The 21,588-nt window shown below is 59.7% G+C and carries 18 protein-coding genes and 1 rRNA gene; 10 read left to right on the forward strand and 9 right to left on the reverse strand.

What is annotated here, in order from left to right:
* Positions 1–159: 159 nt before the first annotated feature.
* Positions 160–274 (forward strand): 5S ribosomal RNA (gene rrf, locus BM344_RS16845).
* A gap of 263 nt (positions 275–537) precedes the next feature.
* On the opposite strand, the gene BM344_RS16850 is transcribed toward rrf, so the two are convergent.
* The 8 genes from BM344_RS16850 to BM344_RS16885 form a co-directional block, all read right to left on the reverse strand.
* A complete protein-coding gene (locus BM344_RS16850) occupies positions 538–1,218 on the reverse strand; it encodes a sensor histidine kinase (protein ID WP_091992352.1) in 681 nt (226 codons plus the stop codon).
* Entirely contained in the window at positions 1,215–2,852 is a 1,638-nt protein-coding gene (locus BM344_RS16855; RefSeq protein ID WP_091992353.1) for a tetratricopeptide repeat-containing response regulator, read from the reverse strand. The genes BM344_RS16850 and BM344_RS16855 overlap by 4 nt, the downstream gene beginning before the upstream one ends.
* Complete coding sequence (locus BM344_RS16860) at positions 2,849–6,367, reverse strand: hybrid sensor histidine kinase/response regulator (RefSeq protein WP_091992354.1); 3,519 nt, start codon at positions 6,365–6,367, stop codon at positions 2,849–2,851. Before BM344_RS16860 ends, BM344_RS16855 begins: the two co-directional genes overlap by 4 nt.
* Positions 6,368–6,419: 52 nt before the next feature.
* Positions 6,420–6,926, reverse strand: a complete 507-nt coding sequence (locus BM344_RS16865) for a hypothetical protein (RefSeq protein WP_091992355.1) — start codon at positions 6,924–6,926, stop codon at positions 6,420–6,422.
* A 97-nt stretch (positions 6,927–7,023) separates the two neighbouring features.
* Positions 7,024–8,790 carry a sodium:solute symporter family protein gene (locus BM344_RS16870; protein ID WP_091992356.1) on the reverse strand — a complete coding sequence of 589 codons (1,767 nt, stop codon included), beginning with the start codon at positions 8,788–8,790 and terminating at the stop codon, positions 7,024–7,026.
* 6 nt (positions 8,791–8,796) lie between these two features.
* Positions 8,797–9,060 (reverse strand): DUF4212 domain-containing protein, encoded by a 264-nt coding sequence (locus tag BM344_RS16875; protein WP_069184506.1) that lies wholly within the window; start codon positions 9,058–9,060, stop codon positions 8,797–8,799.
* Between the two features lie 212 nt (positions 9,061–9,272).
* Positions 9,273–9,980, reverse strand: a complete 708-nt coding sequence (locus tag BM344_RS16880; protein WP_091992357.1) for a 3'-5' exonuclease — start codon at positions 9,978–9,980, stop codon at positions 9,273–9,275.
* Between the two features lie 17 nt (positions 9,981–9,997).
* The gene (locus BM344_RS16885; RefSeq protein ID WP_091992358.1) at positions 9,998–11,914 is read right to left on the reverse strand and encodes a putative nucleotidyltransferase substrate binding domain-containing protein; all 1,917 of its coding nucleotides are present in this window, start codon (positions 11,912–11,914) and stop codon (positions 9,998–10,000) included.
* 126 nt (positions 11,915–12,040) lie between these two features.
* Here BM344_RS16885 and smrA point away from each other — a divergent pair, with 126 nt between their 5' ends.
* The 9 genes from smrA (at position 12,041) to BM344_RS16930 (ending at position 19,731) form a co-directional block, all read left to right on the forward strand.
* Positions 12,041–12,664, forward strand: a complete 624-nt coding sequence (gene smrA / locus BM344_RS16890; RefSeq protein WP_228143675.1) for a DNA endonuclease SmrA — start codon at positions 12,041–12,043, stop codon at positions 12,662–12,664.
* Positions 12,665–12,719: 55 nt separating this feature from the next.
* A complete protein-coding gene (locus BM344_RS16895) occupies positions 12,720–12,914 on the forward strand; it encodes a hypothetical protein (RefSeq protein ID WP_139229658.1) in 195 nt (64 codons plus the stop codon).
* A 77-nt stretch (positions 12,915–12,991) separates the two neighbouring features.
* Complete coding sequence (locus BM344_RS16900) at positions 12,992–13,471, forward strand: (2Fe-2S)-binding protein (RefSeq protein WP_091992360.1); 480 nt, start codon at positions 12,992–12,994, stop codon at positions 13,469–13,471.
* 1 nt (position 13,472) lies between these two features.
* Complete coding sequence (locus tag BM344_RS16905) at positions 13,473–15,674, forward strand: molybdopterin cofactor-binding domain-containing protein (protein ID WP_091992361.1); 2,202 nt, start codon at positions 13,473–13,475, stop codon at positions 15,672–15,674.
* Positions 15,667–16,698 (forward strand): XdhC family protein, encoded by a 1,032-nt coding sequence (locus BM344_RS16910; protein ID WP_091992362.1) that lies wholly within the window; start codon positions 15,667–15,669, stop codon positions 16,696–16,698. Before BM344_RS16905 ends, BM344_RS16910 begins: the two co-directional genes overlap by 8 nt.
* 65 nt (positions 16,699–16,763) lie before the next feature.
* Positions 16,764–17,390 carry a methylthioribulose 1-phosphate dehydratase gene (locus BM344_RS16915; protein WP_091992363.1) on the forward strand — a complete coding sequence of 209 codons (627 nt, stop codon included), beginning with the start codon at positions 16,764–16,766 and terminating at the stop codon, positions 17,388–17,390.
* Complete coding sequence (locus tag BM344_RS16920; protein WP_091992364.1) at positions 17,387–17,947, forward strand: 1,2-dihydroxy-3-keto-5-methylthiopentene dioxygenase; 561 nt, start codon at positions 17,387–17,389, stop codon at positions 17,945–17,947. Before BM344_RS16915 ends, BM344_RS16920 begins: the two co-directional genes overlap by 4 nt.
* A complete protein-coding gene (mtnC, locus tag BM344_RS16925) occupies positions 17,944–18,636 on the forward strand; it encodes an acireductone synthase (protein ID WP_091992365.1) in 693 nt (230 codons plus the stop codon). Before BM344_RS16920 ends, mtnC begins: the two co-directional genes overlap by 4 nt.
* A 33-nt stretch (positions 18,637–18,669) precedes the next feature.
* Positions 18,670–19,731, forward strand: a complete 1,062-nt coding sequence (locus BM344_RS16930) for a DUF3080 domain-containing protein (protein ID WP_091992366.1) — start codon at positions 18,670–18,672, stop codon at positions 19,729–19,731.
* Between the two features lie 13 nt (positions 19,732–19,744).
* Here BM344_RS16930 and BM344_RS16935 read toward each other — a convergent pair whose 3' ends face one another.
* Positions 19,745–21,559, reverse strand: coding sequence for a GspE/PulE family protein (locus BM344_RS16935; RefSeq protein ID WP_091992367.1), 1,815 nt, complete (start codon positions 21,557–21,559; stop codon positions 19,745–19,747).
* Positions 21,560–21,588: the final 29 nt, after the last annotated feature.

A 21,588-nucleotide genomic window follows, 5' to 3' on the forward strand; every position in this document is an offset into this window, starting at 1 on the left:
CGCTGCGAGGCGTTGAGCTAACCGGTACTAATTGCTCGTGCGGCTTGACTATATAACACCCAAGACAATTGCGGATAACGCAAGAGCTAGCGAAAGCCACGCTCTAACGAAATCAACATCACTTAACTCTATCCCGTCCCCCAGTGATCAACCGTTTTGCCTGACGACCATAGCGGTCTGGAACCACCTGATCCCATCCCGAACTCAGAAGTGAAACAGACCAGCGCCGATGGTAGTGTGGCGTTGCCCATGTGAGAGTAGGTCATCGTCAGGCTCCTAAATAAAACAGCCCCGACAGCATCAGCTGCCGGGGCTTTTTTATTTTGGATCGAGGCCCTGCTGTGCACTACAAAGGCCCCCATGTGACCAGCTTGCCAACGGCAAGCGCAGGACGCGGGAGCGCAGCGACGGCGGGCCCGAAGGGCCGAGCGCGACAGCGCGAGCAATGTAGGTCATCGTCAGGCTCCTAATACCCAAAACCCCAGCATCCTTGATGCTGGGGTTTTTTATTGGCCGGATAAAAGCTCTCTGGTGCGCTTAAGGCAACCAGATTTCGAACACGCCGCCACCAAAGCTGCCGCCGTTATGAAGCTTGATCGATCCCTGGCGCCCGCCCTCACTGTGAAGACTTGCTACCGACGACGCAAAAAACAGCCCAAGGCTGGTGCTGCCGCTGTTGAAGTCCAGGGCCTTGAAGCTCAAGGTGCCTGTATGCTGCATGCTGTCAGGGTAACCCCGACCATCGTCCTCAACGCCGATCACGAGATACCCGTCCCTTTGGCTGGCCGTCAGCCGGATTCTGCTCTTGGTGTATCGAATGGCGTTGTTGATGGTGTTGTTGAGCACGCCGGTCAGCAGATCTGCATCGAAAAAGCCGTTGATCTGGTCTGCTTCAATAGAGTAATCAATGCCAAGGCCTTCCAGGAGGGGCGTGTGGCGTGCCATGTGTTCCGACAGAAAGTCCGGAACAAAGTGTTCTTCGATGTGCGCGGAAAGGTTGTTTTCGCCGAGACGATAGATGCCCAGTAACTGCACCAGGTCATTGTGCATGCGCTCGGCTTCGTACTGCAGGGTGTTGAAGCGGGAGGATTCGCCAAGGGACTGTTCGTGTTCCGTCCGCAACTCATCCAGGGAATTCAGTAGCATGCCCAGAGAATTTTTCATGTCGTGCACGGCCGATGCGAGCACCATGGAAAAGTCGATGTTCTGGTTGTTCATTCTGAAAGCCCTTTGAGTTTGCGTTGTAAGGCAACGTAGCGTTTGTGCTGCCTGTGCTGGGGAGGCAGGTCGGAGAGACGGTCCAGACAGCTCTGACACCGGCGTAGCAAGCCCGTGTCCGCTGGATTTTTGCTGTATTCCTTGAGAAGAACCTGAACCAGGTTCAGGTTGAGTGCCGCGTGGTCTGGCACAATTTCCAGCGCCCGGGCAAAAGTGTCGGCAGCGTCCTGGAGCTTGCCTTCTTCGAAGGCTTTAATGCCGTCACGATTGAGCGACCGTGCCTTGATCTTCTGGCGGAAGCCGACGGGTTCGTCGAGCAGGCTTTCGATCTTCTGAAGGATATCCGGGTCGTCACTGAACCGGTCCGACATGTTGGCAAGTAGCGCCTTGGCTTCGCCATCCTGGCCCATGCGGAACAGGGTTTTGGCAAAATCCAGGCCCGTTTGGGCGCCCATGGCAGACGGGTCACCCGCTTCCGTTCGTATGGCCTGCAGCATTTCGTTGGCCTGCCGGGTGTGGCCCTGACCGGCATAGACACGGCACTGGACAATCTTGCTGCGCAGGCCGATACCCTCTTCGTCTGGAAAACGCTTTTCCATTTTCTTGAGCACCGCGAGGGCTTCCCGTGCCCTTGCGGTTCCTTCCTCGTCCTGATCGCCCTCGCTGAGATCCGAGAGGGTCTGTCCGAGTGCAAGATAATGCTCGGAGTTGTCATGGATGGAGTAGGTGCCCAGTTCCACGGTGCGTCTCCAGGCCTCCGAGGCAGTGTCCATATCCTGGTTTGAGCTTGCCAGCTCGGCCAGGTACTTCTGGCGGAGGAGGGCGTTGGGCGAGTGCTCAGCAGCCTTCTCGAGGATTTGCTGTGCCTGGGTAGGTCGTCCCTGGCGTTCCAGACCTTCGGCCAGGAGGTCATAGGCCTCCATGTAGTCCGGATGTTTGGCGATGAGCTCTTTTAGGTTCTGTACCGCTTCATCGAAGCTGCGGTTCGCAAGCAGCACCTTGCAGCGCCCCAGCTGGGCCCAGGAAAGCTCGCGCTGCGAGAGGACGTCGTCGTAGATCTTGAGCGCGTGGGACAGATCGCCGAGGCGGAAGTAGAGATCCCCGAGGGTCTTCATCAGCCAGGTCTTATAGCGTGGCTGTCGGGGCAAGGCCTGGAGGCATAGGGAAATCGCTTCCGGGTAGTTTTCCCGATCGATTTCCCGGTTGATCGGCATCAGCGCGTTACGTTGGCTGATCAGGCTTCCCAGGCGCTTCTCCAGTACGGCCCGATTGATGGGCTTGGTGAGATAGGCGTCCGGTTGGTATTCCCGTGCCCCCATCACCATTTCCTTGGAGGTTTCGGCAGTCACCATCAGAAACAGCGACGAGCGCTTCAGGAGTTTCTTGTGGCGTAGTTCCTCCAGGATATGCTGCCCGTTCCGTCCCTCTCCCAGATTGAAGTCACACAGTACAACGTCAACATGATTGTAGGTGCAGTACTGGATCGCCTGATTGGCGTTTGATACCAGTTCGATCTTGTCGGCACCGCAACTCCGGAGCATCTGACGCATGGACAGACGGAAATTCTCGAAATCGTCTATAACCAGGTAGGTCAGCTTCCCGAACGGGTTAAAATCACTGCTGGAATCGGTCATGGGCGTTTCTGCTTGAGCTGTTTGTTAACCAGCGCCCGCAGTGCGGCCGGTTTAACGGGTTTGTAGAGGACCTGGTAGCCACGATTGATGGCATCCTCCCGGACTTCAGGCGCCATATAACCAGTAACCAGGATGCCAGGTATTTCTTTACCCAGATTTTCCCTGATGCTGTCCATGGCGTCGAGACCATTCTTGTTATCATCAAGCTGATAGTCGGCAAGTATAATATCCGGCTGTTGCCCGTCCAGCTTCTGCAGGGCGTCTTCGAGGCTCTCGGCGGCGGTAACATCGCATTTCCAGTTGCTCAGCAAGGCCACCATACCCTGCAGTATGGTCGGGTCGTTATCAATGCACAGGAAATGCAGCCCACCCAGGTTCGACACGCGCCGAGAACTGGTTGCGGGGCGGGTTTCCGATGGCCCCGTCTGCTCTGGCGGTGCTACTGGTACAGTAATACCGAAAACGCTGCCGCGCCCCTGCACCGAGTGCACGGTAACCGGATGGTTGAGCATGCCGCTGATCCGGTCAACAATCGCCAGACCCAGCCCCAGCCCTTTTTTATCCCTGCCGTGCTGGAATCGCCGGAACTCCTCAAAGATGTGTGTGAGCTGGTCTTCCGGAATACCCGGGCCGGTGTCCCAAACCTCGATGCGGATATAGCCTTTCAGGCGTCGGCAGCCCATAAGGATCTTGCCCTCCGGCGTGTACCGGATGGCATTGGAGAGGAAGTTCTGCACAACACGTCGAAGTAGTTTGGCGTCAGATCGAATCCAGACACCGCTGGGTACCACGTGGAGATCCAGATTCTGATCCTTGGCGATTGCCGAGAAGTCGGTGGCCAGGTGGCGCATGATATCGTTCACGGGGAATACGCCGATGTCTGGCTCCAGGGCGCCGGCGTCCAGCTTGGAGATATCCAGCAGTGTGCTGATGATTTCCTCGGCGGCTCCCAGGGAGCTGTCGATGTGGTCCACCAGGTCCTTCATCTCACCGTCCTCTGCCTTGCCGGCAAGAGCTGAGGTAAACAGTCGCGCGGCATTGAGCGGCTGCAGCAGGTCGTGACTCGCAGAAGCCAGAAAGCGTGTCTTGCTCTGGTTGGCCTGCTCTGCCACAGACTTGGCTTTCAGCATCTGTTCATTGATGACCTGCAGTTCCTGGGTACGCTCTTTCACGCGTTGCTCAAGGTAGATATTGGTTTCCTTCAGGGCCTGCTCAGTGCGGCGCATGGCAGTGATGTCCTGAAAGGTAGTTACGTAACCGCCGCCGGGGATGGGGCTGCCGTCTACCCGCAGCACGGTGCCGTCTGGTCGCTGTCGTTCATAGGACATCGGGCGGCCTTCGCGCATACTGCCGCATCGGTCTGCGACAATCTCATCGATCCGACGTGCCGAAAGATTGGCGTTGGTCAGGTTGTAGCGCATCAGGTCCTCGACTGGACGGCCGACCCTGACAAACCCCTTGGGATAGGTAAACAGTTCGAGATACCGGTGGTTCCAGACCACCAGTTGCTGCTGATGATTGACTACCGATACACCCAGACTGATGTTCTCGATGGCAGATTGCAGCAGCTCCCGGCTGAAGGTCATGGCCTGTGAGGCCTCATCGACGATGCTGACCACATCTTCAATCTGCATGTCGCGGCCGGTCAGGGTGGATTCCAGCACCACTCGGGCGGTGGACGCACCGATAACCGACGCCAGCTGTCGTTCAATGTATTTCATCAGGTGGGCGGACGCCGGTCGATGCGGGTGAAGACGTATGGCGTTACGGCGCTCGTAGTTCCGGAAAATGGTCTCCGAGCGTTCATCTCCCATGAAACGGTCGGTCAGCGCCTGCAGGTCTGACGTCAGGATCTCGCCCTGCCAGCTCTGGTGCTGGGCGGTTTCGGCGCGAGGCTGGGGATCGTGGAAAAAGGAGGCGATCTGGATTTTTTCGCGCACGCGCTGCCGGGTCACCAGCGACAGCAGTATGTAAACCACGGTGTTGATGCCCAGGCTCCAGATGATGCCATGGCTGATCTGATCCAGGTCCGAACCGAAGAGGGCCGTGGGACGAGTCCAATTGAGCCCCCACAACCCTTCTTCAATCAACGTGTTTGATACCCAGCCGGTGGTTACCAGCGCGGGCAGCAGCAGCGTGTAACACCACATCAGGAAACCGAGCCCGAGGCCCCAGACGGCGCCCACGTAGTTGCCCCGGCGCCAGATGATGCCGCCCACGAGGGCCGGACCAAACTGGGCCGCGGCAGCAAAGGACAGCAGACCAAAGGCGGTCAGGCTGTAGTCTTCACCTGCCATCCGGTAGAAGCCATAAGCGGTGAGCAGCACCACAAATATGGCGACTCGGCGAATGCTGAGGAGTAAAGAGCTGAGGTCGGCACGCCGATTCATTCCCGGGCGGAAGAACTTCAGCAGCGCCGGCATGATGATCTCATTGCTCACCATGGTGGCAATGGCAACGGAACAGACAATAACCATCGCGGCGGCCGCCGAACCGCCGCCCAGGAAGGCCAGGATGGCCAGCCACTCCTCGCCGGCCAGAATCGGTAGCTGAAGTATCAGGATGTCAGGGTTGCCCGAACCCGATTCGGGCATCAGCAAACCGGCTGCCGCAATGGGTAGAACAAAAGCGCTTGCGACCACCAGGTAGATCGGCATGGCCCAGCGGGCAATCTCGAAATCCCGATGGTCCGTGTTCTCCACCACCATTACATGGAACTGCCTCGGTAGACAGATGATCGCGAACATGGCGATCAGAGTCTGGGTAATGAAGGCGGGTGCCTCGATGCCATCGGTCGTCAGGGTTCCGATCAGATCGGCTTCCTTGACCCTCGAAAACAAGTCGCCAAAGCCGTCGTAAAGTCCGAAACCGACAAACAGACCAACGGCTACGAAGGCGACCAGCTTGATCAGTGATTCGAACGCCACCGCCTGGATCATTCCCCGGTGATGTTCGGTGGATTCCAGGTGCCGGGTCCCGAACAACACCGTGAATACCGCCAGTGCCAGCGTGATGTACCACGCGGAGTCAGTCCAGGCAGCAGAGCTCAGCTCGTCATAGCCGGCACCGGTCTCGGACAGAACGTTGAAGCCCATGGCGATGGCCTTCAGCTGAAGCGCGATGTACGGAACGCTACCGATCAGCGCGAAGGTTGCGATCATTGCCGCCAGAAGCTGTGATTTGCCGTAGCGGGAGGCGATGAAATCGGCAATCGAGGTACTGTTGCTGCGTTTGCTGATGTAGATGATCCGGCGCAGCAACGGCGCCCCAAACACAAAGACAAGCAGGGGGCCCAGATAGATGGGCAGGAAAGCGAGTCCCTCCTGGGTGGCGCGACCGACGGCACCATAGAAGGTCCAGGAAGTGAAATACACCGCCAGGGAGAGCGCGTAGATATGGGTCCGTGCCAGGCGCCGGCGATAGAGACCGGGGTGCTTGTCGCCGGCCCATGCAATCACGAACAGAATGGAGATGTAGGTGATGGATATGAGAGCCAGCAACCAGGCACTAATCATAATGCGCGTTCCCTTCTCGGGTCGATGTCAGCGGTGTTGAGTCAGGTCCCGATCAATCCTCGCAGACGGTCTTGAAGAGCGGATCGGTGCTGCCGAGCACTTTCAGATTATCCACCCTTGGGGTGCCGTCTGAGCCCAGTGGAACCAGTTCGCGGCTGTCGCAGTTGATCAGATGCACGCGGTGGGAAACCGCATCGGTCATTTTCTGCTCAAACTTGTACAGGGTAAAACGGACAATCTCCTCGCGATCGGTGTCCCGGCTGATACTGTTCACGTCAACCGTGGAGAATGCCGTCACGTACGGGAAGACGAAGGTCCACGGACGCCAAAGAATGCCGTCTGATTCGGTGCTTACAATCACCGCTTCCTCGGGTAGCAGGGTCTTCTTGTGATCGTACCAGGTGTACTCCGTGTAGATCAGATAGCCAAGCATGCCCGCGCCGGCAAAAACCGGAATGATCCACCTGGGGGCTTTCTGACGGGTAACCGCGCGGATACCGAGCGCGATCCCTGCCGCACCGACGCCGCAGACTACAGTGGCAACAAAAGTCCAAAACATAAAATTGCTTCCTCAAAAAAGAACGGGCTCCCTCATTGAGGAAGCCCGTTCAGTATCAACCTGTCAATTCATGGAATGGAACAGGTTGAGTTGTTGCTTAGTGGTCGTGCGCCTGACCGGCACCACGTGGGTAACGGACGCTCTCGACCAGTTCCTGAATCTCAACGGGCGGTTCTTCAGTTGCGTTGGATACAACGAAGGCTACCGCAAAGTTGACGATTGCACCAACCGCACCGATAGAAAGCGGGGAGATGCCCAGCACCCAGTTGTCCGGAGTGTCTGGCAGGTTGTTGGTGCCCGGGATGAACAGCCAGCCCTTGTACACGAAAATGTACACCAGGGTGAAGGCCAGACCGGTCAGCATGCCGGCAATCGCGCCCTTGTTGTTAACCCGCTTGGAGAAGATACCCATCATCAGGGCCGGGAACAGGGACGCGGCGGCAATACCGAAGGCCAGTGCCACCACCTGGGCTGCGAAGCCGGGTGGGTTGGCGCCCAGGTAGGTCGCGACCACGATGGCAACGGCCATCGAAATCCGGGCCGCCATGAGCTCACCTTTCTCAGTGATGTTCGGGTTGATCGAACCCTTGATCAAGTCGTGACTGACCGCCGAGGAGATGGCAAGCAACAGACCCGCCGCTGTCGACAACGCCGCTGCAAGACCACCAGCCGCGATCAGGCCGACCACCCAACCGGGCAGGTTCGCGATCTCCGGGTTGGCCAGTACCAGGATGTCCCGGTTAACGGTCAGCTCGTTGCCGGCCCAGCCGCGTGCCTGTGCTTCATCAGCAAAGGAAGGGCTGTCGTTGTAGTGCTGGATGCGACCATCGTTGTTCTTGTCCTCATACTGGATCAGACCAGTGACTTCCCACTCCTTCACCCAGTTCGGACGCTCCTCATAGAGGATCGGAGCCGCGTCGGTGCCATTCGGGTAGATGGTGGTCATCAGGTTCAGACGAGCCATGGAAGCAACGGCCGGTGCGGTCAGGTACAGCAGGGCAATGAATACCAGGGCCCAGCCAGCAGACCAGCGAGCGTCAGCTACCTTCGGCACGGTGAAGAACCGGATGATAACGTGGGGCAGACCCGCGGTACCGATCATCAGCGACAGGGTGAACAGAACCATGTTCAGCTTGTTGTCGATGTCAGCCGTGTAGGAGTTGAAGCCCAGATCGGTGATCACCTGGTTCAGTTTTTCCAGAATCGGCATGCCGGAATCCACGTGGGTGGAGAACAGGCCGATCGGGGGCAGGGCGTTACCAGTCAGCTGCAGGGAGATAAACACAGCCGGGATGGTGTAGGCGATGATCAGAACGCAGTACTGGGCGACCTGGGTATAGGTGATCCCCTTCATGCCACCGAGTACGGCGTACACGAACACAACCACGGCCGCGATGATCAGGCCCATGGTGGCGTCTACTTCCAGGAAGCGAGAGAAAGCCACGCCAGCACCGGCCATCTGGCCGATTACGTAGGTAACCGAAGCCACGATCAGGCAGATAACCGCCACCAGCCGCGCGTTCTTGCTGTAGAAACGGTCGCCAATGAACTCGGGCACCGTGAACTTGCCGAACTTCCGCAGGTACGGAGCCAGCAGCATCGCCAGCAGAACGTAACCACCGGTCCAGCCCATGAGGAAGGTGGAGTTGGCATAGCCACCGGCGGCAATCAGACCCGCCATGGAAATGAACGATGCGGCCGACATCCAGTCCGCACCGATAGCAGCACCGTTGGTGATCGGGTGAACGCCGCCACCAGCAACGTAGAAGTCACTGGTGCTACCGGCCTTTGCCCAGATGGCAATCAGGATGTAGAGGAGGAAAGAGCCCCCTACGAAGATGAGGTTAATGGCAAATTGGCTCATTCGTTCTTACTCCTCGTGCACGCCGAATTTTTCGTCGATCTTGTTCATGCGCCATGCGTAGTGGAAGATCAGAGCGATGAACGTGAGGATGGAACCTTGCTGGGCAAACCAGAAGCCCAGATCGGTGCCACCAATCGGAATGCCTGCAAGCATTGGACGGAGCAGAATTGCAAAGCCGTAAGATACCAGGGCCCAGACAATCAGGCTCCCGAATATCAGGCGTAGGTTTGCCTTCCAGTAGGCTTCAGCGTCGTAGCTATGACCTGACATAGGATCACTCCTGTGTTGTTGTTGTGGAGGTTGGGTGGGTTTTTGGTGAGGCACTTCGGTTAGAGAATTTATTATTCATATAAGTACTTCTCCGACTAGTTGTCACTACCGACTTTACTGGTCAAGGGATTTATAGATATTGGCAAAAGGTCTAATTCTCAGTCATTTGCCGCACCCTTGCCCCAAAATTGTGCGGCCGTCGCCTATTCGATTCAGAAACGATGCATGTTTTGAAGCCGGCGACGATAATGCAGTTTTTCCTGCAGTCCCTTGAGCGTTTTGACACCGTCTTTCCGGGCCCGATTCAGGGCAATCAGGGTCAGTTCTGCCGTCGCCATGGCATCAGAGGCTGCGTGATGACGTTCGCCGACTTCCAGGCCAAAGTAATCGGCCCAGTTGTCGAGACCCTTGCCACCCGTTCGGGCATCCGGGAAGAAGGCAGGCATGAGATCCGCCACATCCATCCAGGTGTGCGCTACGCCGTACCCCAACTGGCTGCGCAGGGTCTTTTCCAGGAACTTCTGGTCGAAGGCGGAGTGGTAGGCCAGTATCGGGTCGCCGTTCATCCACTCGAGCAGGTACAACAGTGCGTCCTCGGTCTCATGGCCTCGGGTAAGGGCTTCGGGACCGATGCCGTGAATCAGCACGGTCTGGCTGATATCCAGCTCTGGCCGGCGGAGTACCAGGTCGAACTGATCGCCAAGGTGAATGACGCCGCCGCGTATGGCAACGGCCCCGATAGCGATTACCTCGTCCTTGCTGGCATTCAGGCCGGTCGTTTCAAGATCCAGCACAATAAGGCGACAGTCCGACAGCAACTGGTCACCGGGGGGCTTCGGATTGGGCAGGTTGCCCGGGTCGTGGTTGCCTACGCGACCGCTTCGGCGCTGTCCAATCCACTGTTTGATCTGTTCCAGCATAAAGGTGAGACCGAGAGTCAGAGTTGGTAGGTAACTTCCAGCTTCTGCTGAAGCCGCTGAGCCTGGCGGAAGGACTCCCGCAGTATGCGCCGGTCTAGCGGGTTCAGGTCGTCCGGATCAATGTAGTTGGTCAACTCTTCTTCACGCGCCAGCATTTCCTGGTGGGCCCGCATCCGAATGGCCTGGATCAGACTGTAGGCCTCTTTCCAGGCATTGGCGTCCTTCGGGTCGAAAATGCCCTTTTTCGCCAGTTCGTCCATGCGCTCCAGGGTGTTTGCGGTCTCTACCCCGTTGGCCAGGGCAAACACCCGCACCGCTTCCACAAACGGGGCCAAACCCTGGCGTTTGAGGTCAAGGGCATGCTTCTTGCCATCTGTCACGTAGCGAAAATTGCGAAACATAGTCAGAGGGGGCTTCCTCTGGAAGGCGTTGCCCGCCAGCATTTTCTGGAACAGCGCATTCTTGCGGATTCGGGTGAGGACCTTTTCCAGTAATTCCTGCAGGGGCTCGGTAGGCCCGAACACGGCTCTCATATCGAGAAAGATGGAGGAGTAGACCAGATTCTGGGGCGTTGAGGCATCGATAAAACGGATAAACCAGTCATCCCATTCGCGTCCGCTCAGGCAGAGTTTTGGGTTGCTGGCCATGATGTTGCCCTTGCAGAGCGTAAAGCCGCAGTCTGCCAATTCCTTGTTAACGGTCTGGGCGAAGGGCAGAAGTTTTTCCCTTACCTGGTCTTCGGTCATGCCCTCCGGTGTCTCGAACAGAATGCCATTGTCCTGATCGGTCAGCAGGGTCTGCTCCTGTCGTCCTTCACTGCCAAAGGTCAGCCACGTGAAGGGAATGCCCGGATCGTTCCTTTTCAGATTCAACTCCAGCACCCGTCGTACTGTGACATCGTTCAGCGTGGTGATGATCTTGACCACCTGGCCGGAATCAGCGCCGTGGGCGAGCATGGCATCCACCAGTCGGGACACATCGGCACGCAGGCTTACCAGGGTATTGAGGTGGGTGGCCGTGCCAATGGTACGTGCCAGATTCACCAGATCCACACGCTGCAGGGCGAACAGGTCTCGCTCAGACACCACACCGATCAGCCGGTGCTCATCATCGACCACGCACAGATGGGCGAAATGGTGCTCTGCCATCAGCATGGCCGCTTCAAAGGCATCTGCGTGGGAGGGCAGACAGCAGGGGTCCGGCGTCATTACCTGCCGGATGGGGGTGTCGAGGGGCCCCTTGGCCTCGGCGATCATCGTTCGCAGATCCCGGAGCGTGAAAATACCGGTCGGGTGACGGCTGTCGTCGGTAATGATGATGCTGCCAACGTTGTTTTCATGCATTCGGGCGACCGCCTTACGCACCGGCAGATCCGGCGAGCACACAATCGGGTTGCGCAGAGCGTAACGTTCCAGTGGCGTGTCCAGCGAGGTGCTCGAGCCCATGGATGCCATGGCGTTGGACTGGATGCGACGGTTGACCTGATCCAGCAGGCTGCTGACGCCCCGCAGGCAGAAGTCGCGGAACGGCTCACTCTCGGAAAAAAGCGTCACAAAGGCGGCCTGTCCGATGCTCAGGCAGAAGGTGTCGCCCGCTGCCCGGTGCAGCGTTCGGGTAGGGCGCTCGCCGATCATGGCCGCGAGCGGAAAGCACTCGCCCTGACTTATCTCGAACGTGGTTTCTGTCCGTCCTTCCTTGTCATTGTGGCGCTCGCCCCGGATCCGACCCTGTTTGACAACGTAGAACCGTTTGACAACACCCTGTTCCGGGGACAGCACCTCGTCTCCGTCTGCGTAGAACTGAATGGACGCATTCTCGGCAAAGTGGGCCAGGTGAGCATCATCCATGCTGGAGAAGGGCGCGTGCTCGCGCAGGAAAGTCATGATGGCCCGGATGTTCTGGGGATTGTCGTGTTCCTGAATAGCTGCCGCCATGCCGTGTTCGCTCGCTGAATAGGGTGATCCGCTTGAAGTGTAGTTTATGCACGGCACTCTGCTCCCTGAGATTTTCGTCGCACTCGGGCTGATTCAGATCAGTTTTCTTTATGGTCAGGGGGGCGGATGGTAAAGTCCGGATTGAAACAGGTGATTGAACGTAACGCCATGACGACCAAAGAAGAGCGCCTCAGCTTTCTTGAGGAAATGAAGGATGTGCGGCGTATCCGCAAGCCCAACCGGGCCGAGGTCACCACGCCGAGAGAACTGACGCCGGGGCATCTGGAGCGTCAGCGTGCGGCGGTGGAAAAGCCGATGCGGGACAATAACCCTCTCACCTCCGACATGGTGGAGCCCCTGACCGCTCAGGACGTGCTTTGCTGGCAGCGCCCGGGCGTACAGCACGGCGTGTTCCGTAAGCTGCGCCTGGGGCAATACCCGATCGAGGCCCGGCTTGACCTTCATCGCATGACCGTTGAGCAGGCGCGACGCGAAGTGTTCGCCTTTATCGGCGACTGCGTGCGATACGGGCTGCGCTCGGTCATTATTTTGCACGGCAAGGGCGAGCGAAACCCGGACGGCATCGCCCAGTTGAAAAGCTACCTCGCCAAGTGGCTGCCGGAACTTGACGATGTGCTGGCCTTTCATTCGGCCCAGAAACACCATGGTGGAACCGGCGCAGTTTATGTCATGGTTCGAAAGGGCGACCGGGACAAGCAACGCAATCGTGAACTTCACGGAAGCCGGTGAGGCTTCCGGTCTGATTTTTAACCAGAAAGCCGCTCGACGGCTGCCAGGAGGTTTTGTGGGAAACAGGTTTGTATTGATCGCAGTGGCATTGCTGGCTCTGGCCGGTTGCAAGGATCGGGTGATCTGGAATGACAACGGCAAGGTGGATCAGGCAACCACCGATCGCGAGGTCTGGGATTCCAACGGCAAGATGGAAACCGGCGAACGCAAGATCTGGGTGAATAAGGATGGCGAAGACGTCATCAAGTGATGCAACCTGCCGCCCCGGGGCGGTCTATAAGAAAACCGGGCGAAAAGCCGGGTAGTTAAAATGAGGAGAGAGCGGGCATGGCCTTGAGCCTGACGGTCAACGGAGAACCACGATCGCTGGACGTGGAAGGGGACACCCCACTGCTGTGGGTAGTGCGGGATGAACTGGGGCTCAAAGGTACCAAGTTTGGTTGCGGTGCCGGATTGTGTGGTGCCTGCACCGTGCATCTGAACGGTCAGCCTGTGCGGTCCTGCTCAACACCGGTAGAAATGGCTGCCGGCGCGGACGTTGTCACCATCGAAGGGTTGGGCAAGGAGGATCGGCTTCATGCGCTACAGCAGGCATGGATCGATCACGGCGTGCCGCAATGCGGTTACTGCCAGTCTGGCCAGATCATGAGTGCCGCTCACCTGCTGGCTACTAATCCGTCACCCTCCCGGGATGAAATTGTCGCTGCCATGACCGGCAATCTCTGCCGATGCGGAACCTATTCCCGCATCATCGCGGCGGTCGAGTCCGTGGCTGGCAGCAACGCCTCCGATGTGAAGGAGGCATAACATGATCAATCGCAGGGATTTTCTCAAGGTCAGCGCCGGTGCTTCCGGCAGTCTGATGGTTGCCATGGCGCTGCCCGGTTGCGCCGGTGTCCAGACCGGTTATCAGGCGGAAACCGGCGAGTGGCGCCCGGATGCCTGGCTGGAGTTAACCGAAAACGACGAGATCTACTTCACCCTGGCACGGGTTGAAATGGGTCAGGGTACCTACACGGGGCTCACCACGCTGATCGCCGAGGAGCTTGCGGTGGCCCCGGAACGCATCACGCCGCGCTTCGCTCCGGTGGCACCAGAGTACCGCAATCCGCTCTACAAGCTGCAATTGACCGGTGGCAGCACCAGTATGGCCACCAGTTGGGAGCCCCTGCGGTTGGCCGGTGCCGAAGTCCGCCTGATGCTGGTTATGGCCGCGGCGCGGATCTGGGAGGTTGATTCGTCGGACTGTGAAGCTCGGGATGGCAGGGTCGTTCACCCCAACGGTATTGATTCCCTGCCGTACGGCAAGCTGGTCAGGTTGGCGGCAACCGAGGTCGTCCGGGGCGATATCCCCCTGAAGCCGCCGGCGGACTGGCAGTACATCGGCAAACAGCAGAACCGACTGGATGCCCATGCCAAATCGACCGGCACTGCTGTCTACGGCATTGATGTCGAGCTCCCGGATATGGTGTACGCCGTGGTTTCCCGATCACCACGTATTGGCGGACGAGTACGGAGTTTTAACGGTGATGACGTAAGCGCCATGCCGGGCGTACTCGGTGTGTTCGAGATTGAACGCGGCGTGGCGGTCGTTGCCGACCGATACTGGCGAGCGCGTAAAGCCCAGAAGGTCCTCGAGATCGATTGGGATTACTCGGACGCCCTGTCGCTCTCCAATGGCCAGGTGTTTGCCTCCTATCGCGAGGCCGCCGACGAGGATCCGGGCGTGTCGGAGCGTAGTGAGGGCAGCTTCGAGAGCGCCAGCGAGGCGGCCGATCGCATTGTGGAAGTCGAGTACACGCAGCCCTACCTGGCCCACGCCACTTTGGAACCGATGAACGCCACGGCCTGGTATCGTAATGGCCAAATCGAGGTATGGGCGCCGACCCAGGCGCCGGATCTGGGGCGGATTGCCGCCGCCCGCGTGACCGACCTGCGGCCGGACGACGTGACCATTCATACCACCTTTCTCGGCGGCGGCTTCGGTCGACGCCTGACCCAGGACTACATCGAGGAAGTGGCAGCGGTGGCCCAACGGACAGATCGGCCGGTCAAGCTGATCTGGTCGCGGGAGGAAGACACCCGTCACGATGTCTACCGACCGGCCATGCTGCACCGCCTCAAGGCCAGCCTCTCGGGCAACGAGCTGACCGGATGGCACCACCAGATTGTCGGGCCCCAGATCCTGGACTGGTACGTGCGTAACGCGGCCCCGGCCCAATACCCCTGGGCACCGAAGTTCATGTACGACACCCTGGGCAAAGTCGGTCTGATGGCGGAGGGCATTGCCACGCCCAAGGATCATTCGGCCATCGAGGGGGCCATCGAATACCCCTATGCGGTGGCCAATATTGATGTCCGCCATACCCACACCGACCCCGGCGTTCCCATCTCCTGGTGGCGTTCCGTGGGGTACTCCCACAACGGGTTTGCGGTGGAAACCTTCATGGACGAACTGGCCCATGCCGCCGGCGAAGACCCCTACCGGTTCCGCCGACGTCTGGTGGCCTCCGAGCCACGGCACCTGGCGGTGCTGGATCGGGCCGCCGAGATGGCGGGCTGGGATCAACCGGCACCCGATGGAAGGGCGCGAGGCGTTGCGCTGGTTCGAAGCTTTGGCACCTACGTGGCCCAGGTGGTGGAGGCCAGTATCGAAAACGGCGCTATCCGGGTGCACAAGGTGGCTTGCGCCGTGGACTGTGGCCAGGTGATCAACCCGCGAATCGTGGTGGACCAGATCGAAGGTGGCATACTGTTCGGTCTGACCGCGGCTCTGTATGGCGAAATCACCTTTGCTAATGGCGAAGTCCAGCAAAGCAATTTCCACGACTATCCACTGATGCGTCTGTATGAGCGCCCGGAAGTGGAAGTTGAGATCATCCCGAGCACGGCGTCTCCCACCGGGGTTGGCGAGCCCGGCGTGCCGCCGGTGTTGCCGGCCCTTGGCAATGCACTGTTTGCCCTGACCGGGAAACGGCAGCGTACACTGCCGCTGAAAGCCGATGCCTGAGTTTGTTGGGCAGCCAGACGGCCACGGGTCCGGTGTCGCAGTGACCGCAGGCCATCTCTCCGTAATTCGGGATGCCCGCCAGTGGCTTGAAGCCGGTCGGCGGGTCTGGTTATGCACCATCGTGGAGACCTGGGGCTCGTCCCCGAGGCCCGTCGGTTCCTGGCTTGCCATCAGTGAAGCCGGCGACTGGAGTGGGTCGGTCTCCGGCGGCTGCCTGGAGGAGGATCTGCTTCGGGGTGTTGCGGATCAGGGCAGCGAGGAGCCTGTGCTGATTGATTACGGCATCACCGACTCGGACCGCGACCAGTTCCAGTTGCCCTGTGGCGGTCGTATCCGCTTGCTGGTGGAGCCGCTGGCCGGAGATGCTTCCCTGACTCACGTTCGGGAACTGGACGAGGCCTTGTCCCGGCACCGGGCGGTGGTGCGCAGAATCAGCGTTCAGCGCACACTTGCCCAGGGCGTCGCGCAGCTCGACTATCAGCCGGTGAAGGGAACCAGCTCGGTCACCCGGGACGGCGAGCAATTCATCCATGCGTTGCAACCGGAATGCCGCCTGCTGTTAATTGGTGCGGGCGAAGTGGCCCGTTACGTCGCCGAGTTTGCGCTGGCCGCCGATTTCGCCGTCACCCTGTGTGAGCCCAGGGAGGCTTTTGCAGCCGGCTGGAGCCACCACCACATTCCGCTCGACCGCCGACTGCCGGACGATCTGGTTGCGGCGACCTTCAACGACCCGTTCACTGGCGTTCTGGCCCTGGCCCACGACCCGCGGATCGACGATATGGGGCTGCTGGCGGCGCTGCAAACCGGCGCATTCTACGTGGGCGCCATGGGGTCGAAACGCACCTCGCAGGCGAGGCGGGAGCGGCTGGCGTCGCTGGGCCTCGACCAGGCAACCCTGGATCGCCTTCGGGCCCCGATCGGTGTTGATATTCCCAGCAAGACTCCGGCAGAAATTGCCATATCGGTGGTTGCCGACCTGATTGCCGCCCGTCACCATTTGCGACAGGCGGGCGCACCCCTATAATGTCGGCAAATGTGGGTGCCTGAGGCGTTTCGCCGTCAGGGTACCCGTTAACCGGGAGAAAGCCTGTGTTTGATGTGACCCGATACGCCGCTGCCGCCGATGAAATCGTGCAGGCCGGCCGATTTCTCTATCAGCGGGGCTGGTCGCCCGCCACCAGCAGCAATTACTCGGCCCGTATAGATGGCGAGCACATTGCCATTACCGTCTCCGGCCGCCATAAGGGGCAATTGGGCGCGGGCGACGTGATGGTGGTGGATCTGGCAGGCCGTGCGGTCCAGAGCAACTGCCGGTCTTCGGCCGAAACCCGGCTGCATACCGTGCTCTATGAGTTGTTTCCTGACGTCGGCGCGGTGCTTCATACTCACTCGGTGAAGGCCACTGTGCTGAGTCGGCTGATTGACTCCGGACAGGCACTGGTCCTGGAGGGCTATGAGCTGCAAAAGGCGTTTGCCGGCGTTGAGACCCACGAGTCGGTCCTGAGCGTGCCGGTGTTCGAGAACACTCAGGACATTGACGCCCTGGCCGAGGAAACCCGCGAATGGTTCCGGGCCCACCCCGAGCAACCCGGTTACCTGATTCGTGGCCACGGGCTCTATACCTGGGGCAGGACCATGGCCGATTGCCTGCGTCACGTCGAGGCTTTTGAATTCCTGTTTGAATGCGAACTAGAAACCATGAGGGTGCGCCCATGACAACCTTGAGTATTTTTGATCAGAGCCGGCCGGAAGCGGCTCACACCGTAACGGAAGACCCGGCAGAAATCCGCGATCTGTTGGCGGCCCAGGGCGTTCGTTTCGAGCAGTGGCCGACCCGGGAGCTGCCGGTGGATGCGTCGCCAGAGGCCGTTCTCGAGGCTTACCGGGAAGAGGTGGCCAACCTGAAAGACGAGTGTGGGTTCCAGACCGCCGATGTGATCAGCCTGAACCCGGACAACCCGCAGAAAGAAGCCTTCCGCCAGAAATTCCTTGACGAACACACTCACAGCGAGGATGAGGTGCGCTTTTTCGTGAGAGGGCAGGGCCTGTTCTACCTGCACTTCGGGAACGAGGTATACGCGGTGCTGTGCCAGAAAAATGATCTGATCAGCGTTCCCAACGGCACCCGCCATTGGTTCGATATGGGGCCGGAGCCGGCTTTTACCTGCATCCGTCTGTTCACCAACCCCGAAGGCTGGGTGGCCAGTTTCACCGGTGAAGACATTGCCGGGCGCCTGCCGCGATACGAAACCCTGGCAGGGGCGACGGGATGATCCGGGTTATCCTCACCGACATCGAGGGTACCACCAGCTCCATCTCTTTCGTCCACGATGTGCTGTTTCCCTACGCCAGTGACCATCTGCCGGCGTTTGTCCGGCAGCGGCACGGTGACACCCTGGCCGTGTCGGAGCAGCTGGATGCCGTGGCCGAGGTCTCGGGCGTTGACCGGAACGACCTCGAGGGTCTCATTGAAGTGCTCCAGGGATGGATCCGGGAGGACCGCAAGGAAACGTCCCTGAAGGCGCTGCAGGGCATGGTCTGGGAGCAGGGCTACCAGCAGGGAGAACTCAAGGGTCACATCTATCCGGACGCGGCAGACTATCTCCAGCGCTGGCATGATCGGGGGCTGCGCCTGTTCGTATATTCCTCTGGGTCGGTCAAGGCCCAGAAACTGATCTTCGGTTTTACGACCGAAGGTGATTTTACCCCGTTCTTCTCTGGCTACTTCGACACCCGGGTGGGCGGCAAGAAAGAGGTAGCCTCCTACCACAATATCCTGTCCGAACTGGGGGTTGAGGCCAGCACGGTCCTGTTCCTGTCGGATGTAGAGGCAGAGCTGGAGGCGGCAGAGCAGGCGGGTATGAAGACGGCCTGGCTGGTGCGCGACGGCGACCTGCCGGAAACAGAACGATTTGTAGCCCGTGACTTCGCGGAGGTTGATACCCTTCTTCAGGCGCGATAGCCACGGCTTACCCGGTCTGCGCAGGAGGAAGCGATGCCCGGTAGCGGGTTCCTGAAAATGTGTATGCCGGCTATGGCGCTGCTGCTGGCCGGCTGTGACCCCTTCTCCGAAGCCCGCCCCATGATGGATGAATACGTGGAGCGGGTGGCCCGGGTTCTGGAAACCGAGCCGCGTTATTCCGAAGTTCCCGCTGCCAGCCAGCTGCCCCGTCGCCGGGAGCGAGTGCTTGACCTTCCGGACCTGGACATGGGCATGCTGGATTTTCTGTCGCTCTACGGGTGCGAGTTGCAGTATGTGGTAGGCGAGAAAAATTCCGTCATGGGCCGCGTGATGCAACCGTTGAACCGACTGCGGTACGAAATCCGCTTTATTCAGAGCGCCCGCGAGTGTCTCCCCGATATCGAGGACGAAGACTTTGCCGAAGAGCTGAGCGAAGCCATCGAGAGCAAGCAGGAATCTCTCCCCATTGCCCTGTGGAACGCCACCTGGGGTGTAGAGGAGGTGGAAACGCTGTTCACGCTGGCGAAAGGCTATTATCCGGTGGCGGTGGCCGGTGAGGTAAATCCGGTGTCGGATCTGGCCCGGGACATTACCCGTCTGAACGGTGTGGTCGCCGAACTTGAATCCGGTAATCTTGATGTCTCTCTGGACTTTGTCGGTGAGGTTCACCAGCGCTGGCAGGCCGAATATCGGGCCGGGCAGTTGATCAACAGCGCGCGGCTGCTGACCGCCAGACTGCAGGATGGTACCGCGTTGCTCAGGCAGCGCCTCGAGGGGCAGCCCTTGTGCCTGAACAGGCAGCCGAACAATCAATCGGATATCGTGCAGAACATGTTCTTCAGCGTCTACATTGGCAAGGTGCAGCCATACCTGAGCGCTGTATCGCGGGGGCGGGTTGCGCTCATCGAACCGTTCGAACGGCTGGCGGACCAGCAGGCTGAGGTGATGCCAGAGGCGTTCCACCCCTGGTACCGGCGCCACCTCTCCCGGACAGGAGCGGGGAGTCTGTGGCAGGATCTGGATCTGGCGATCTCGGATCACACTCGTGCCTGGCAGGACCTGCTCGGGCAGTGCGGGTTACGCCCCGGCGCTTGAACCGGCAAGGCGCTCAGCGTTGGCTTTCCGGGGTAACCCGCAGAATCTCCTCAACCGTGGTCTGCCCCGCGGCCACCTTTTGCGCGCCACTCAGGCGCAGGGATTTCATACCATCCTTGTAGGCGTCCAGCCGCAACTGTTCCAGCTCACACTGGTCGGTGATCTGGCGGATCAGCGGCCCGGAGAGCGTCATGATTTCATAGACGCCGGCCCGGCCCATGTAACCCGTGTTCCGGCATTCGAGACAACCCACCGGCTGGTAGAACTGCTTGGGAGTCGGCGCTTTCCAGGGGCGGGTAAGCGTTTGCCAGGCCTGCTCGTCTGCCGGCCCCGGCGCCTTGCAGTGGGGGCACAGGGTTCGCGCCAGGCGCTGTGCCATTACTCCGAGCACGGTTGCCCGGATCAGATAGGGCGGAATGCCCAGCTCCATGAGGCGGGTGATGGCGCTGGGAGCGTCGTTGGTGTGCAGGGTTGAGAGCACCAGGTGGCCGGTCAGTGCCGCCTGGACCGCCATCTCCGCGGTCTCAAGGTCACGGATCTCCCCGATCATAATCACGTCCGGGTCCTGTCTGAGCAGTGCCCGCACGCCAGCCGCAAAGGTGAGATCGATATTGTTCTGCACCTGCATCTGGTTGAACGCTGGTTCCACCATCTCGATAGGGTCTTCAATGGTGCAGACATTGATCTCTGGTGAGGCTATCTGCTTCAGCGTGGAATACAGGGTAGTGGTTTTGCCCGAACCGGTCGGCCCGGTAACCAGCACAATGCCGTGGGGCCGGGCCGTAATGTCCTGCCATCGTTGCTGGTCCTCACGGCTGAAGCCCAGTTGTTCATAGGTTTTCAGCAGTACATCCGGGTCAAAAATCCGCATCACCATTTTCTCGCCGAAGGCGGTGGGCATGGTGGCAAGGCGCAGTTCCACCTCGCTGTTGTCCGGTTTGCGGGTCTTGATGCGGCCGTCCTGGGGCTTTCGTTTTTCCGCCACGTTCAGGCGGCCCAGGATCTTCAGGCGGCTGGTGACCGCCACGCCTACGTGTTCGGGAAACTCATAGACATTGTGCAGTACCCCATCAATCCGGAACCGGACCTGGGTTACTGCGCGCCTTGGCTCGATGTGGATGTCCGAGGCCCGCTGGTCAAAGGCGTACTGGAGCAGCCAGTCGACAATCTTGACCACGTGCTGGTCGTTGGCGTCGGGGTTTTCGTTGGCGCCAAGGTCCAGTAGCTGTTCAAAGTTCTGGCTGCCGGCCTTGCCCGGTGCCTGGCCGCCACTGGCCTTGTTTACCGAGTTGGCCAGCTGGTAGAGCTCCACGGTGTATCGGCGTATGTCTTCCGGGTTGGCCACGACCCGCCGTATGTCCTTGCGCACTGCCTGCTGCAGGTTGTGCTCCCAGTCGCTGACAAACGGCTCCGCGCTGGCTATGACCACCTCGTCCCGGGTGATTTCAACGGCCAGGATGCCGTGGCGCTGGGCAAAGGCGTACGACATTACCCGGGCGATGGCTGGCGTGTCGATCTTCAGCGGGTCAATGTGGTAGTACGGCTGTTGCGCCCAGTCAGCGAGCCATTGTGTGAGGCGGTCGAGGTCCAGGGTACGACCGCTGGTCTGGCTGGTTGGAGCGGCTATTGCCACCAGTTCCAGGGGATGGCGTCTGCCCGTGGTACCCCCGGAGGCTGCGCCGAGGTTGGCGGATAATACCCGCTCGGCGTCCTCCCGGGTGATCTCGCCGCTGCTGACCAGCGCGTCACATAGGTCCCGCAGGGTCAGATTGTTCCGGCCAGGAGCGGGCGGCCGTTGCTGGGTGGTGGACTTGTCGGTTTCTGCCATAGAGCTCGTTTTCCCCACCGGGTTCAATG

The organism is Marinobacter gudaonensis (assembly GCF_900115175.1).
Lineage (GTDB): Bacteria > Pseudomonadota > Gammaproteobacteria > Pseudomonadales > Oleiphilaceae > Marinobacter > Marinobacter gudaonensis.

What these genes read in the sequence shown, in the direction of transcription:
- BM344_RS16850 (WP_091992352.1), bottom strand. Translation starts at nt 1,218, where the DNA reads ATGAACAACCAGAACATCGACTTTTCCATGGTGCTCGCATCGGCCGTG.
- BM344_RS16855 (WP_091992353.1), bottom strand. Translation starts at nt 2,852, where the DNA reads ATGACCGATTCCAGCAGTGATTTTAACCCGTTCGGGAAGCTGACCTAC.
- BM344_RS16860 (WP_091992354.1), bottom strand. Translation starts at nt 6,367, where the DNA reads ATGATTAGTGCCTGGTTGCTGGCTCTCATATCCATCACCTACATCTCC.
- BM344_RS16865 (WP_091992355.1), bottom strand. Translation starts at nt 6,926, where the DNA reads ATGTTTTGGACTTTTGTTGCCACTGTAGTCTGCGGCGTCGGTGCGGCA.
- BM344_RS16870 (WP_091992356.1), bottom strand. Translation starts at nt 8,790, where the DNA reads ATGAGCCAATTTGCCATTAACCTCATCTTCGTAGGGGGCTCTTTCCTC.
- BM344_RS16875 (WP_069184506.1), bottom strand. Translation starts at nt 9,060, where the DNA reads ATGTCAGGTCATAGCTACGACGCTGAAGCCTACTGGAAGGCAAACCTA.
- BM344_RS16880 (WP_091992357.1), bottom strand. Translation starts at nt 9,980, where the DNA reads ATGCTGGAACAGATCAAACAGTGGATTGGACAGCGCCGAAGCGGTCGC.
- BM344_RS16885 (WP_091992358.1), bottom strand. Translation starts at nt 11,914, where the DNA reads ATGGCGGCAGCTATTCAGGAACACGACAATCCCCAGAACATCCGGGCC.
- smrA (WP_228143675.1), top strand. Translation starts at nt 12,041, where the DNA reads ATGGTAAAGTCCGGATTGAAACAGGTGATTGAACGTAACGCCATGACG.
- BM344_RS16900 (WP_091992360.1), top strand. Translation starts at nt 12,992, where the DNA reads ATGGCCTTGAGCCTGACGGTCAACGGAGAACCACGATCGCTGGACGTG.
- BM344_RS16905 (WP_091992361.1), top strand. Translation starts at nt 13,473, where the DNA reads ATGATCAATCGCAGGGATTTTCTCAAGGTCAGCGCCGGTGCTTCCGGC.
- BM344_RS16910 (WP_091992362.1), top strand. Translation starts at nt 15,667, where the DNA reads ATGCCTGAGTTTGTTGGGCAGCCAGACGGCCACGGGTCCGGTGTCGCA.
- BM344_RS16920 (WP_091992364.1), top strand. Translation starts at nt 17,387, where the DNA reads ATGACAACCTTGAGTATTTTTGATCAGAGCCGGCCGGAAGCGGCTCAC.
- mtnC (WP_091992365.1), top strand. Translation starts at nt 17,944, where the DNA reads ATGATCCGGGTTATCCTCACCGACATCGAGGGTACCACCAGCTCCATC.
- BM344_RS16930 (WP_091992366.1), top strand. Translation starts at nt 18,670, where the DNA reads ATGCCCGGTAGCGGGTTCCTGAAAATGTGTATGCCGGCTATGGCGCTG.
- BM344_RS16935 (WP_091992367.1), bottom strand. Translation starts at nt 21,559, where the DNA reads ATGGCAGAAACCGACAAGTCCACCACCCAGCAACGGCCGCCCGCTCCT.